Origin of the sequence: Streptomyces sp. NBC_01294, from assembly GCF_035917235.1 — a bacterium.
Classification (GTDB): Bacteria; Actinomycetota; Actinomycetes; order Streptomycetales; family Streptomycetaceae; genus Streptomyces; species Streptomyces caledonius.
This window is the reverse complement of the sequence record NZ_CP108423.1, coordinates 346,787-359,619: the sequence shown is the minus strand read 5'-3', so window position 1 is coordinate 359,619 and position 12,833 is coordinate 346,787. Positions and strand designations below refer to the sequence as shown.

The 12,833-nt window shown below is 71.6% G+C and carries 11 protein-coding genes and 1 pseudogene; 11 read left to right on the top strand and 1 reads right to left on the bottom strand.

Annotated features, from left to right (window positions below; genetic code table 11):
- Positions 1-477 precede the first annotated feature (477 nt).
- From OG534_RS01825 to OG534_RS01790, 8 genes and pseudogenes are all read left to right on the top strand, one after another.
- Positions 478-1,731 carry an ROK family transcriptional regulator gene (locus OG534_RS01825; protein WP_326586291.1) on the top strand — a complete coding sequence of 418 codons (1,254 nt, stop codon included), beginning with the start codon at positions 478-480 and terminating at the stop codon, positions 1,729-1,731.
- 395 nt (positions 1,732-2,126) lie between these two features.
- Positions 2,127-2,621, top strand: coding sequence for a flavin reductase family protein (locus tag OG534_RS01820; RefSeq protein ID WP_326586290.1), 495 nt, complete (start codon positions 2,127-2,129; stop codon positions 2,619-2,621).
- Between the two features lie 70 nt (positions 2,622-2,691).
- Positions 2,692-3,729, top strand: a complete 1,038-nt coding sequence (locus OG534_RS01815; protein ID WP_326586289.1) for an ABC transporter substrate-binding protein — start codon at positions 2,692-2,694, stop codon at positions 3,727-3,729.
- Positions 3,726-4,787, top strand: coding sequence for an ABC transporter permease (locus OG534_RS01810; protein WP_326586288.1), 1,062 nt, complete (start codon positions 3,726-3,728; stop codon positions 4,785-4,787). The genes OG534_RS01815 and OG534_RS01810 overlap by 4 nt, the downstream gene beginning before the upstream one ends.
- Positions 4,763-5,569 carry an ABC transporter ATP-binding protein gene (locus OG534_RS01805; protein ID WP_326586287.1) on the top strand — a complete coding sequence of 269 codons (807 nt, stop codon included), beginning with the start codon at positions 4,763-4,765 and terminating at the stop codon, positions 5,567-5,569. Before OG534_RS01810 ends, OG534_RS01805 begins: the two co-directional genes overlap by 25 nt.
- Positions 5,553-6,938: an LLM class flavin-dependent oxidoreductase gene (locus tag OG534_RS01800; RefSeq protein WP_326586286.1), complete on the top strand. Its 1,386-nt coding sequence runs from the start codon at positions 5,553-5,555 to the stop codon at positions 6,936-6,938. The genes OG534_RS01805 and OG534_RS01800 overlap by 17 nt, the downstream gene beginning before the upstream one ends.
- A 385-nt stretch (positions 6,939-7,323) precedes the next feature.
- Positions 7,324-7,824: pseudogene (locus OG534_RS01795) on the top strand (ATP-binding cassette domain-containing protein); the annotation flags it as partial.
- Complete coding sequence (locus OG534_RS01790; RefSeq protein WP_326586285.1) at positions 7,821-8,858, top strand: aldo/keto reductase; 1,038 nt, start codon at positions 7,821-7,823, stop codon at positions 8,856-8,858. The pseudogene OG534_RS01795 and the gene OG534_RS01790, both read left to right, overlap by 4 nt.
- A gap of 80 nt (positions 8,859-8,938) precedes the next feature.
- On the opposite strand, the gene OG534_RS01785 is transcribed toward OG534_RS01790, so the two are convergent.
- On the bottom strand, positions 8,939-9,982 hold the full coding sequence (locus tag OG534_RS01785; RefSeq protein WP_326586284.1) for a PP2C family protein-serine/threonine phosphatase: 1,044 nt from the start codon (positions 9,980-9,982) through the stop codon (positions 8,939-8,941).
- Between the two features lie 464 nt (positions 9,983-10,446).
- Here OG534_RS01785 and OG534_RS01780 point away from each other — a divergent pair, with 464 nt between their 5' ends.
- The 3 genes from OG534_RS01780 (at position 10,447) to OG534_RS01770 (ending at position 12,832) form a co-directional block, all read left to right on the top strand.
- On the top strand, positions 10,447-11,262 hold the full coding sequence (locus OG534_RS01780; protein WP_326593416.1) for a sulfite exporter TauE/SafE family protein: 816 nt from the start codon (positions 10,447-10,449) through the stop codon (positions 11,260-11,262).
- Positions 11,263-11,383: 121 nt separating this feature from the next.
- Positions 11,384-12,028 (top strand): CatB-related O-acetyltransferase, encoded by a 645-nt coding sequence (locus OG534_RS01775; RefSeq protein ID WP_326586283.1) that lies wholly within the window; start codon positions 11,384-11,386, stop codon positions 12,026-12,028.
- A 234-nt stretch (positions 12,029-12,262) separates the two neighbouring features.
- Positions 12,263-12,832, top strand: a complete 570-nt coding sequence (locus OG534_RS01770; RefSeq protein WP_326586282.1) for a TerD family protein — start codon at positions 12,263-12,265, stop codon at positions 12,830-12,832.
- Position 12,833 lies beyond the last annotated feature (1 nt).

The window sequence follows — 12,833 nt, the reverse complement described above, 5'->3', positions numbered from 1 at the left end:
GCAGCCGGGCTCCGGTGGGGAGGAGGAAGGCGTGCTCACGGCGGACGCGCAGCACGTCGCCGCGTCCGTCGGTGGTGATCAGAATAGGCCGTCGGCAGAAAAGGCAGGTCGGTTTATCAGCCAGGACCCGGCTGTCCACGGTGCGGGCAGCTGTTTGACCGGCTCGCGCCGCCCCGGCTATGTTGCGCGTCATGTACCGATCCGCGCTGCTGACGACACGAGGTCATGTCGACCTGAAGCGTGTCTGCTCCGCCGCGTGTCAGTGGTCCTGACCGTACGGCGACCGCGCGGATCCCTCGTCTTCGTCCTGCCCCCAGTGGGCCCGGATTCCGAACTCCCGCAGTGTCCCCGCGTTCTGGTGAACAGCGCTCCCTCCGTGGAGCTTCCCGCGCACGCCCATGCCCGGAGTCGGCCTCCCGTCGCGAGCCCGCCAGGCCCGGCTGTTGCGTGCCACCGCACAGGACCTGGAAGGCCCCCATGGACCGATCGAAGACCTCAGCCGAACGCCTTGCCCCGCTGCGCCGTTCCGACATCCCGTCGGCCGGCGCGAACCCGCTGCGGAGGACGTCCGGTACCGGAGCGGTGCTGGGCGCGGTCCTCGACCACGGCCCCGTCGCCCGCAGTACCATCGCCCGGCTCACCGGACTTTCGCCCGCGTCGGTCAGCGGCCACTGCGCGGCTCTGCTGGACAGAGGACTGGTCAGGGAAGGCCCCGAGACCGCCGGTCCCCGTGGGCTGGGCCGCCCGTACATCCGGGTCGAGATCGACACCAGTCGCTTCCTCGTGGCCGGGGCGCACATCGCGGTGCTCCATACGACGCTTTCCCTGATGGACCTGACCGGGCGGATCGTCGTGGAGGAGCGCCGGCCGCACGAGGGCACCGAACCCGGGCGGGTGCTCGCCCGGGTGGCCGCGGGACTGCCGCGGCTGCTGGCCGCGCACGGGGCGGGGCGGACCGCCCTCGCCCTGGGAGTTGCCACCGGGCACTGGGTCGATCCCGAGGCCGGAGCCGTGGTGCACCATCCCCAACTGGGCTGGCGGGACGTCCCCGTACGGGACGCGCTCGCCAGGGCGACCGGTGTGCCCGTCCACCTCGACAGCCATTCGAGGGCCCTCGCGCGCGCCGAGCAGCTCTTCGGCGACGCGGCCACCCGCGGCAGTGCCGTCGTGCTGTTCGTCGGCAACGTCGTCGACGCGGCGTTCGTCACCGCGGGCGCCGTGCACCAGGGGCCGCGCTTCGGCGCGGGCAACGTGGCGCACCTGCCGGTGGGCACCACCTCCGCCGGCGCGTTCTGCACCTGCGGTACGGCAGGCTGCCTCCAGTCCGAGGTCTCGGAGCCGGCCATGGTGCGCCGCGCCACCGAGCGGGGCCTGCCCGTGACGAGGTTCGCCGAACTGCTGGACCTGGCCGTCGCGGGTGATCCCGTGGCGGAGGTGCTGTTCCGGCAGCGGGCCAGGCTCATGGGCAGGGCGGCGGCGGTGCTGCTGGACATGTTCGATCCCGAGGTGTTGGTCGTGGTCGAACCGGGAACGGGCCGACTGCCCGCGTGCATCGACGAGTTGCGGGCAGAGGTGGAGGCGCGGTCCCTGGTGTGCGACGACGCCGGCCGGTCCGTCGTGCCGAGCAGTTTCACGGGTTCGGTGCTCGCCACCGCGGGCGCGGCCGTCGCGTTGGGCGCCCTGCACGACGACCCGCTCGGTCCGTGGCCGGCGCTGCCCGCCGTCTCATGACCCGGTCGCCGGCTGCCTGCCCGCCCCGCCTCCGGGCGGCAGCCGGAAACCGACTTAATTCAGAAAGTTGCATTGTTGACCGGGTCGTCTCCCGAAAGGGAGGATGGATTCATGAACAGCCCGCAGAGGAATCGACGGTACGCGCACCGCTCCTGTTGTTGACACGAGAGCCGGCGGCGCTTCCACTGCCGTCATGACGCGCTGCGCCCTTCCTTTCGCGTACGCCTTTCCCCGGCATTTCTGAGCTCGACCGGCACCGTGCCGGTCCGCGCTCTGCCGCGCCCATTCCGCCGTGATCCGCTTCCTGCTGCCCATTTCCGTACCCCGATTCCGGCGGACACCGCGCAAAGGCAGCGCACGGCACCCTTCACCCTGGGGGAACATTGAGCATTTCCTTGTATTCGAATCCGGCACCGAGCCTGGTCGAGCCGGCCCGCTTCAAGCAGATCTTCCGGGCCTATCCGGGCGGGGTCGTGGTCGTCACGGCCGACTCCGGGGCGGGTCCGGTCGGCTTCACCGCCACCTCGCTGACGTCGGTGTCGCTCGAACCGCCCCTCGTCTCCTTCGGTATCGCGAAGAGCTCCTCCTCGTGGCCGCACCTGGAGCGGGCCGGGTCGGTCGTGGTCAACTTCCTCGACTCCGCGCAGGAGGACCTGGCCAGGCGTTTCGCGACCAGCGGCATCGACCGGTTCGCCGCGCCGACCCGATGGCACCGGCTGCCGCAGGGCGAGCCGGTGCTCGACGGGGTCACCGGCTGGCTGCGCCTCGCCGTCGAACAGCTCGTCCCCGCGGGAGACGCGCACATCGTCGTGGCCCGCGTCACCGAGGCCTGGCAGGCGGAGGACGGCCGGCCCCTGCTCTTCCACAACGGCGCTTACCACTCCCTGTGAACACCGGCGACCGGCTCATCCCCGTCATGAGAACAGGAACTTCCATGCCCACCCCTCACCCTCTCCCCGATTGGGGCGCAGAGGATTCCTCGCCCTCGCCGGCGGCACTCTTCTGGCCGCCGCAGGATGCGCCCCCCAGACCACGAACGCGGCCCATTCCGAACCCGCGGGCGAGCTGCCCACCGGGCCGCCGCCCGCGGGAACGTCGCTGGCCGTGGCGGTGCGGACCTCGCAGATCCAACTGGCCGCATCCGGACTCGACAAGAACCTTCCCTTCAAGGTCTCCTCGTGGATCAACCTCAACGCGGGACCCGACATCATCCAGGGATTCCGGGCACGCTCGATCGACGTCGCGAGCAATGCGGGAATTCCGCCGATCCAGGCCGAAGCCATCGGTGTGAAGGCCCGGATCGTCGCCGTGCAGGAACGCCACCACCCCACCTACACGTTCGCCACGGCGCCCGCCTCGTCCATCAGGACCGCCGAGGACTTCAAGGGCAAGAAGATCGCCTTCTCCCAGGGGCAGGCCCAGGGCGTGGTCGTCCTGCGGGCCCTGAAGAAGGCCGGACTCGCCAACTCCGATGTCCAGCTGGTGGCGCTGCCGAGCACGCAGTTCCTCACCGCGCTCCAGTCGAAGCAGGTCGACGTCGCGCCCCTCGGCGAACCGACGCTGACCAAGTACCTGACCCAGTACGGCAAGGACGGAGCCCGCGGCGTGCCGACCGACGTGGTCGACCTGCTCACCGTCCTGTGGGCGCCCCTGGAGGTCCTGAACGACCCGGCGAAGGCGGCCGCCGTGCGCAGCTACGTCACGCTCTGGGCGCAGGGCGTGGCCTGGGCGTGGGACAACTCCGACCAGTGGATCGACGCGTACTACGTCAAGGACCAGGGCGTCAGCGCGGCCGACGGCCGGCGCATCGTCGATTCCCTCGCGAAGCCCCGGTTCCCGGCGAACTGGGACAACGCCATCGCGTGGGAGCAGGAGACCGCGGACCTGATGGCCGAAGGCGGCTTCGTGCCGAAGCTCGACGTCAAGACGCTGTTCGACCGGCGGTTCGAGGGCCTCGCGGCCGCCGCCGTGCCGGCCGGATTCCGGGCGGGCGCATGAGCGAGGCACTGACGGGTCTGCGCGTGCAGGCACCGGCACCCGAGCCCGTGGCGGACCGGCCCGAGTCGGTGACGCCCGAGCAGGTGGCGGACCGGCCTGAGTCCGTGACGCCCGAGCCCGTGGCGGACCGGCCCGAGGCAGTGACGCCCGAGCCCGTGACGCCCGAGCAGGTGGCGGACCGGCCCGGGCCCGTGACGCCCGAGCCCGTATCGGACCGGACCGGCGCCGAGGCGGAGCCCTCCGGTCCGGCCGCCGGACGACGGCGCCCCGCGGCCCGCAAGGCCCGGCGGCTGGGACCCGGGCGCGGCGTCCCCTTCGGCCGGCTCCTGGGGCCCGCGCTGCTCGTCGCCGTCTGGTGGGCGGCGTCCGCCGCGGGCCTCCTCGACCCCCGCATCCTCTCCGGTCCCGGCACCGTGATCGCCACCGCGGGTGATCTCGTGGCGGACGGCCGCCTGCAGGGCAACGTGCTCATCTCGCTCCAACGAGCCGGTCTCGGCCTGCTGTTCGGTGTCCTGACGGGCGTCGCGGCCGCCGTGCTCGCCGGACTCAGCCGCACGGGCGAGTACCTCGTCGACGGGCCGCTCCAGATCAAGCGCGCCATTCCGTCGCTGGCCATGCTGCCCCTGCTCATCCTCTGGCTCGGCATCGGCGAGCAGATGAAGGTCACGGTCATCGCCCTCGGCGTCGGGGTGAACATGTACATCAACACCTACGCGTCGCTCACCAGCATCGACAACCGCCACGTCGAACTCGCCGAGGTGCTGGGGCTGAGCAGATGGCGGTTCCTGCGCAAGGTGGTCCTGCCGGGCTCCCTGCCCGGATTCTTCGTCGGGCTGCGGCTCGGCGTCACCTCGGCCTGGCTGGGCCTGATCGTCGTCGAGCAGATCAACGCCACCAGCGGCATCGGCTACATGATGTTCCAGGCCCAGCAGTACGCGCAGTCCGACGTGATCATCGTCGGCCTGGTGGCCTACGGGATCTTCGGCTTCTCCTCCGACGCACTGGTGCGCGCGATCGAACGGAGGGCCCTGTCATGGCGACGTACGCTGGCGGGCTGACGGCCGCATCCGGCACCCGGGTACGGGACCTCGCCCCCGCGGTGCGCACCAGCGGGCTGATACGCCGCTTCGGTGATCGGATCATCCTCGAGGAACTCGACCTGACCCTGGGCGCGGGCGAGTTCACGGCGCTCCTGGGCCGCAGCGGCTCCGGCAAGTCGACCCTGCTGCGCGCCGTGGCCGGCCTCGACCACGATGTCGAGGGATCGGGTGAACTGACCGTACCCGAGCGGGTCTCCCTCTCCTTCCAGGACTCCCGCCTGCTGCCCTGGCTGCGGATCCTGGACAACGTCACCCTCGGACTGCGCGGACCCGGCGTACGCGAACGCGGAGTACGGGCCCTCGCCGAGGTCGGACTCGAGGGCCGGGAGCGTGCCTGGTCCCACGAGCTGTCCGGCGGCGAACAGCAGCGTGCCGCCCTGGCCCGCGCCCTGGTGAGCGACCCCGAACTGCTCCTGGCGGACGAACCGTTCGGCGCCCTCGACGCCCTGACCCGCATCCGCATGCACGGACTGCTGTGCGAACTCTACGAACGCCACCGCCCCGCGGTCCTCCTCGTCACCCACGACGTGGACGAGGCGGTCGAGCTCGCCGACCGCGTGCTCGTCCTGGACCAGGGCCGGATCTCGGTCGACCTCGCCGTCGACCTGCCCACCCCCCGGAGCCGGCGCCACCCTCGCTTCCAGGAGTACCGGGACACCCTGCTCGCCGCGCTCGGCGTGGCGGAGCACCCCGTACCCACCCACCACCAGAAGGACGACCCCGATGTCGCGAACGCCTGAGCGCAAACCACTCCACCTCAACGCCTTCCTGATGTCGGTGGGCCACCACGAGGCATCCTGGCGGCTCCCCGAGAGCCCCTCCGACGGCGGCACCGGCATCGCGCACTACCAGAACCTCGCCCGCATCGCCGAACGCGGCCTGCTCGACTCGGTGTTCCTCGCCGACGGCCCCGTCCTGCAGGGCGACCCCGGCCGACGGCCCTCCAGCAAGCTGGAGCCGACCGTCCTGCTGAGCGCGCTCGCGGCGGTGACCAGCCGGATCGGACTCATCGCCACCGCCTCCACCAGCTACAACGAACCCTTCAACCTGGCCCGGCGGTTCGCCTCCCTCGACCACGTCTCGAACGGCCGCGCCGGATGGAACATCGTCACCACGGCCGGCGCCGAAGCCGCCCGCAACTTCGGCCTCGACGACACCCCGCTGCACCACGACCGCTACCGGCGCGCCGCCGAGTTCGTCGAGGTCGCCACCAAGCTCTGGGACAGCTGGGCCGACGACGCAGTCGTGGCGGACAAAGAAGCCGGCGTCCACACCCTGGCCGACCGGGTCCGCCCCATCGACCACCGCGGTGAGTTCTTCCGCGTCGACGGCCCGCTCAACGTGGAACGCTCCCCCCAGGGGCACCCGCTCCTCGTGCAGGCCGGATCCAGCGAGGACGGCAAGGACTTCGCGGCACGCTACGCAGAAGCGGTATTCACCGCACAGCAGACCCTCGACGAGGGCATCGCCTTCTACAAGGACGTCAAACAGCGCGCCCTCGCACTCGGCCGGGACCCGGACGGCATCAAGATCCTGCCCGGAATCGTCCCCGTCATCGGCGACACCGAGGCCGAGGCCCGCGCACTCGACGCCGAACTGGACCGGCTCATCGTCCCCGAGTACGCCAAGCGGCAGCTCGCCCAGCGACTCGGCATCGCCCCGGACGCCCTGGACCTCGACTCCGAACTGCCCGACGACATCCCCACCGAGGACGAGATCGAAGGCGCGAAGAGCCGCTACACCCTCGTCGTGGAACTGGCCCGCCGCGAACGGCTCACCGTACGGCAGCTGATCGGCCGGCTCGGCGGAGGCCGGGGGCACCGCACCTTCGCGGGCACCGCGGAGCAGGTCGCCGACACGATCGAGCACTGGTACGACAGCGGGGCAGCCGACGGCTTCAACATCATGCCCGCCGTCCTGCCCTCCGGGCTGGAGGTGTTCGTGGACCGGGTGGTCCCGATCCTCCAGGAACGCGGCCTGTTCCGCACCGAGTACGCCGGCACGACCCTGCGCGAGCACTACGGCCTCCCGCGCCCCGCCAACCGCCTGTTCGACGACCCCGCCGCGCAGGCGGTCCGGCCCGGCACCGGCCTGGTGGAGGCCCGGTGACGGGCTGTCCCACGGCCACGACGGAACCGGCCGCCGCGCACGACACGGCGGCCGGCCCCGGCGGCTCACCACCGGCCGACGGCTGGGCACGGCGGATCGCCGGCTACACCCTGCGCCACCGCACCGACCTCGTCCTGGCCTTCGGAGGCGCCGCGGTGGCGGCCGTCGCCACCGCCGTACTGCCGCTCGTGCTGCGCCACGTCGTGGACGACGTCGCCGCCCGCGACGGCGGAGCCCTCGCACCCTGGATCGTGCTCCTGGCCTGCGTCGGAGCGGTCCGCTTCGGGGTGTCCTACGTCCGCCGCTACCGCTCGGGACGCCTCTCCCTCGGCGTCCAGTACGACCTGCGCAACGACGCCTTCGCCGCCCTGCTGCGGTTCGGCGGAGCTACGGCCGGCCGGACGCCACCGACACGGAGGTGGAGGCCGCCGCCCGGGCCGTCGGAGCCCACGAGATGGTGGCCGGACTCGCGCACGGGTACCTCACCCAGGTCGGGGAACGCGGCCGGGGCCTCTCCGCGGGCCAGCGCCAACTGCTCGCCCTCGCCCGGGCCGAGCTCGTCGACCCCGACATCCTGCTGCTCGACGAGGCGACCGCGTCGCTCGACCTCGCCACCGAACGCCGGGTCACCGCCGCCGTCGAGGCGCTCACCCGGCGCCGCACCACCGTCGTGGTCGCCCACCGCCTCACCACGGCGGCCCGCGCGGACCGCGTGGTGGTCCTCGACGGCGGGACCGTGGTCGAGACCGGCACCCATGCCCAACTGCTGGCCGCACAGGGGCCGTACCGGCGCCTGTGGGACACCTACCGGACGGGCACCGTCGGCACCCGTCCGGTTCCGGCCGACACCCTTACCGATCAACTCGTCAACGGGAGTGCACGATGACCGCATACCGCCTGCTCGGACGCACCGGCGTCAAGGTGAGCCCGCTCTGTCTGGGCACCATGATGTTCGGGGCCCGCGGCAACACCGACCACGCCGACAGCGTCCGCATCATCCACCGGGCCCTCGACTCGGGCATCAATTTCGTCGACACGGCCGACGTGTACTCGGCCGGGGAGTCGGAGAGCATCGTCGGCAAGGCGCTCGCCGGCGGCCGCCGGGACCAGGTGGTGCTGGCCACCAAGTTCCACGGCAGCCTCGGTACGGACCCCAACGAGCAGGGCAACAGCCGGCGCTGGATCATCCGCGAGGTGGAGAACAGCCTGCGCCGGCTCGGCACCGACTGGATCGACCTCTACCAGGTGCACCGGCCCGAGCCGGAGAACGACTTCGACGAGACGCTGGGCGCACTCAGCGACCTCGTCCACCAGGGCAAGATCCGCTACATCGGCACCTCCACCTTCGAGCCCTCCGCGATCGTCGAGGGCCAGTGGCTCGCCGAGCGCCGGGGCCGCGAACGGGTGGTGGCCGAGCAGCCCCCGTACTCGCTGCTCGCGCGGGGCATCGAGCGCGAGGTGCTGCCCGTCGCCCAGCGGTACGGGCTCGGAGTGCTCAGCTGGAGCCCCCTCGCCGGCGGCTGGCTGTCCGGCCGCTACCGCAAGGGTGCCGAACAGCCCTCGTCCAGCCGGATCGACCGGCAGGCCGCGCGCTTCGACATCGCCGACCCCGAGAACGCGGCCAAGCTGGACGCCGCCGAGGCCCTGGCCCAGCTCGCGGAGGAGGCCGGACTGACCCTGGTCCACCTCGCCCTGGCCTTCGTCCTGGAGCACCCCGCCGTCACCTCGGCCATCATCGGGCCGCGCACCTTCGAGCAGCTGGAGAGCCAGCTGGGCGCCGACCGGGTACGACTCGGCACGGACGTGCTCGACCGCATCGACAAGATCGTGCCGCCGGGCACCAACCTGTCCACCCGGGACGCCGGATACGTGCCTCCCGCACTGTCCGACCCGCAGCTCCGCCGCCGCCCGCGCACCTGACCGGGCGACCGACCGACGCCCGCCTGCCTGTCCGCCCGCTCCTGGCTCCCGTCGATCGGATCCCCCGTGCTTCCCGCCGGCTATACGGGCTGCTCTCGGGCCCGGGTGTTCGAGGACCGCACGGCAAGGATCGCGATGTCGTCGTCGAGCCGTCCGTCACTGTGGTGGAGCAGGGCCCGATGAAGCCGCTCGAGCAGTTCGCGGGGCGGCGCCGGGCTCTGCTCGCGCATCCACTCCGGCAGCGGGAAGAACTCGCCGTCGCGGTCCCTCGTCTCCGTGACACCGTCCGTGTAGAGCAGCAGCTGGTCACCCGGAGTGAACATGAGGGTGTCGACGCAGTAGTGGTCGCCGATGAGCGACGCGAGGTTGAGGGGCGGAGAGGGGGTGGTGGGCTCTACGACGCGGATCTCGCCGCGGCGCACGAGCAGGGGCGGCGGGTGCCCGCAGTTGAGAATTCTGACGCGGCCTCCGCCGTGCGGGATCTCCGCGAGGAGAGCGGTCGCGAAGCGCTCGGGCAGGTCCAGGGCGGGGAACGCGGCGCTGTGGCGGGAGATGCTGGCCTCCAGGCGATGGACGACGCCCCGCAGATCGGGTTCGTCGTACACGGCCTCCCTGAAGCTGTTGATCACCGCTGAGGCCGCCCCCACCGCGGACAGGCCCTTGCCGCGCACGTCGCCGATGAGCAGCCGGACCCCGAACGGCGTGTCGACCGCCTCGTAGAAGTCTCCGCCGATCCGGGCCTGCTCCTGGGCCGCCACATACAGCGACTCGATCTCGACGTCCTCGATGCGGCGCGGCAGCGGGCGCAGCAGTACCTTCTGGGCCGCGTCGGCGACGAGCCGGACGTGGAGGAGCGTTTTCTCGCGTTGGAGCCGGACATGGCTCGCGTAGGCGGCCGCCAAGGTGACCGCGATGATCGCAGCCGCCGTGTAGGGCGTCCCCAGGTCGGTGTAGGCGAAGCTCAGGCCGATCATGGCCATCAGGCAGAACGTCCCCAGCAGGATCGTGGGGAGCACCGGCCACATCGCGGCGGCGAGGGCGGGTGCGGCAGGAAGGAGCCGGCTGAAGGCGAACTCCCTCGGCGTGGAGAACGCCAGGGCGGTGATGAGGACGGTAACGATCACCGGTGACAGCAGCGCTGCGTCCCACCGGCGTCCGTAGAGAGGGCGATGGCGCCCCGACCGTCTTGGCCTGATCACAGAATGCATCATATCGGTGTAAAAAGACCTCGGCTGCGACAGTACCTACCGCTCACGCTCGGTGATCAGCCGCCGGCGCCTCAGACGCGCCCGGTCCGCTCGATCGAGGCCCCCACGCTCGGCCGCCACGACGAGATCGCCGTCCCGCACACAGGCCACCGAAGCCGCGGCAACCCAGCGGCACCCGCTCAGCCGAAGCTCACACACAGTAACCACGATCCGGACCTCGGTCACGGACCCGCGGCGGCCAGGCAGGCCGGGACGGGACACCCGTCGCAGTGGGCATCCGGACGGCAGCTGCTGTTCGTGAACATCTCGTTGCCGGCCTGCGCCTTTGCGGCCAGGTCCGTCGATACTGACCCCGCGATCGAGGAGCGGTGGGGGCAGCGGTGGACTGGACGATCTGGGCTGGGCTGGCGGCCGGCCTGCTGATCTCGACGGTGACCGCGCCGGTCGGCGTGTCCGGGGCGGTGTTCCTGCTCCCGGTCCAGCTCAGTGTCCTCGGTGTGCCCAGCCCCGCGGTCACGCCGACGAACCTGCTGTTCAACGTGGTGGCCGGGCCCGGCGCTCTCTGGCGGTACCGCCGCGACGGCGCTCTGGGCGGCGGACTGGCGCGGCGCCTGGTTCTCTGGACGCTGCCCGGCGTCATCGTCGGCGCCGCGGTCCGCGTCTTCGCCCTCCCCGGCCCGGACGTCTTCCGCGTACTGGTCGCCGCCCTCCTGCTGCCCCTCGGAGCGTGGCTGTGCCTCCGCACCCTGCGCCCGGCCCGTCAGCACCCCGACGCGGGTCCCGACGCGGCCGATCCGTCGGCGCCCGTGCTCGCCGGCCTGGCCCTGACGGTCGGGGTGGTGGGCGGGATCTACGGGATCGGAGGCGGTTCCCTGCTAGGGCCCATCCTCGCCGCGCGCGGCATGCCCATGGCACGCATCGCACCGGCCACGCTCGCCGCCACCTTCACCACCTCCGTCGCCGGGGCCGCCGCCTACGCCGTACTGGCCCTGACGAGCCCCGGCGCCGTCGCGCCCGACTGGTGGCTGGGCCTGGCCTGCGGCCTCGGCGGACTGATCGGCGGCTACCTCGGCGCCCGCCTTCAGTCCCACCTCCCCGAAGCCGCCCTGTGCCTGCTCCTCGGCGCCCTCGCCGCCGGCCTCGGCGCGCTGTACGCCGTCCAGGCCCTGCGGTGGGCCGTGGCGCCAGTAGGGTGATGTACGCCCGCGTCGCCGCCGCCGACGGCACCGTCGACCCCTCCGAGCGGCAGCGGGTCACCCGGCTGATCACCAGGACGGAGGGGGTCCGCCAGCGCATGCCGAGCCGAAAGGGACTGTCATGGACCACCTCCCCGCGGACCCGACGGCGCTTCACCCCTTTCCCGACCAGCCGCGCGTGGTGTTGCTGAAGCCGCTGGTGACCTCCGAGCTGATCGAGGTCGGGGAGTACTCCTACTACGACGATCCGGAGGACCCGACCGCGTTCGAGACCCGGAACGTGCTCTACCACTACGGGCCGGAGCGACTCGTCATCGGGAAGTTCTGCGCGCTGGGCACGGGGGTGCGGTTCATCATGAACGGCGCCAACCACCGTATGGACGGCCCCTCCACGTTCCCCTTCCCCATCATGGGCGGCTCCTGGGCCGACCACTTCGACCTGCTCACCGGCCTGCCCGGCAGGGGAGACACGGTCGTCGGCAACGACGTCTGGTTCGGCTACGGCACCATGGTCATGCCCGGAGTGCGCATCGGGCACGGCGCGATCATCGCCTCCGGCGCTGTCGTCGTCGACGACGTCCCTGACTACGGCATCGTCGGCGGCAACCCGGCCAGGCTCATCCGCACCCGGTACAACGACGACGACATCGCCCGCCTGCTCTCCCTCGCATGGTGGGACTGGCCCGCGGAACACCTCACCGCACACGTCCGGACCATCATGTCCGGCACCATCGACGACCTCGAAGAGATCGCGCCCCGAGTCTGACCCGCCGACAAGGCCCGCGTGTCGCGGCAGGGCAGGGCAGGGCAGGGCAGACCGGCAGGGCGGGGCAAACGTCTGCCCGGTCCGCCACCACAGCGGGGTGGCGGCCTCAAGGGGGGCCGCTCCGTGTCCGCGTGGGTCACACACAATATTTCCACGCAATGTAGATTCCAGGCTCCGACACCTGGTGCATCGGAACCCCTGCGTCCCGATGCCCGGACACGAGAGGGATGCGACATGGGTGTGAGCCTGTCCAAGGGCGGCAATGTCTCGCTGAGCAAGGAGGCTCCCGGTCTGACCGCGGTACTGGTCGGCCTGGGCTGGGACGTCCGCACGACCACCGGCACCGACTACGACCTCGACGCGAGCGCGCTGCTCGTCGGCGAGTCGGGCAAGGTCGCCTCCAGCGGCAACTTCGTGTTCTACAACAACCTCAAGAGCCCGGACGGTTCGGTCGAGCACACCGGGGACAACCTCACGGGTGAGGGCGAGGGTGACGACGAGGTCATCAAGGTCAACCTCGCCGCCGTCCCCGCGGACGTCTCGAAGATCACCTTCCCCGTCTCCATCCACGAGGCCGAGAGCCGCGGCCACAGCTTCGGTCAGGTCCGCAACGCCTTCATCCGAGTCGTCAACCAGGCCGACGGCGCCGAACTCGCCCGCTACGACCTCTCCGAGGACGCTGCCACCGAGACCGCGATGATCTTCGGCGAGCTCTACCGCAACGGCGCGGAGTGGAAGTTCCGCGCCGTCGGACAGGGCTACGCCTCCGGCCTGGCCGGCATCACCGCCGACTTCGGGGTGTAAC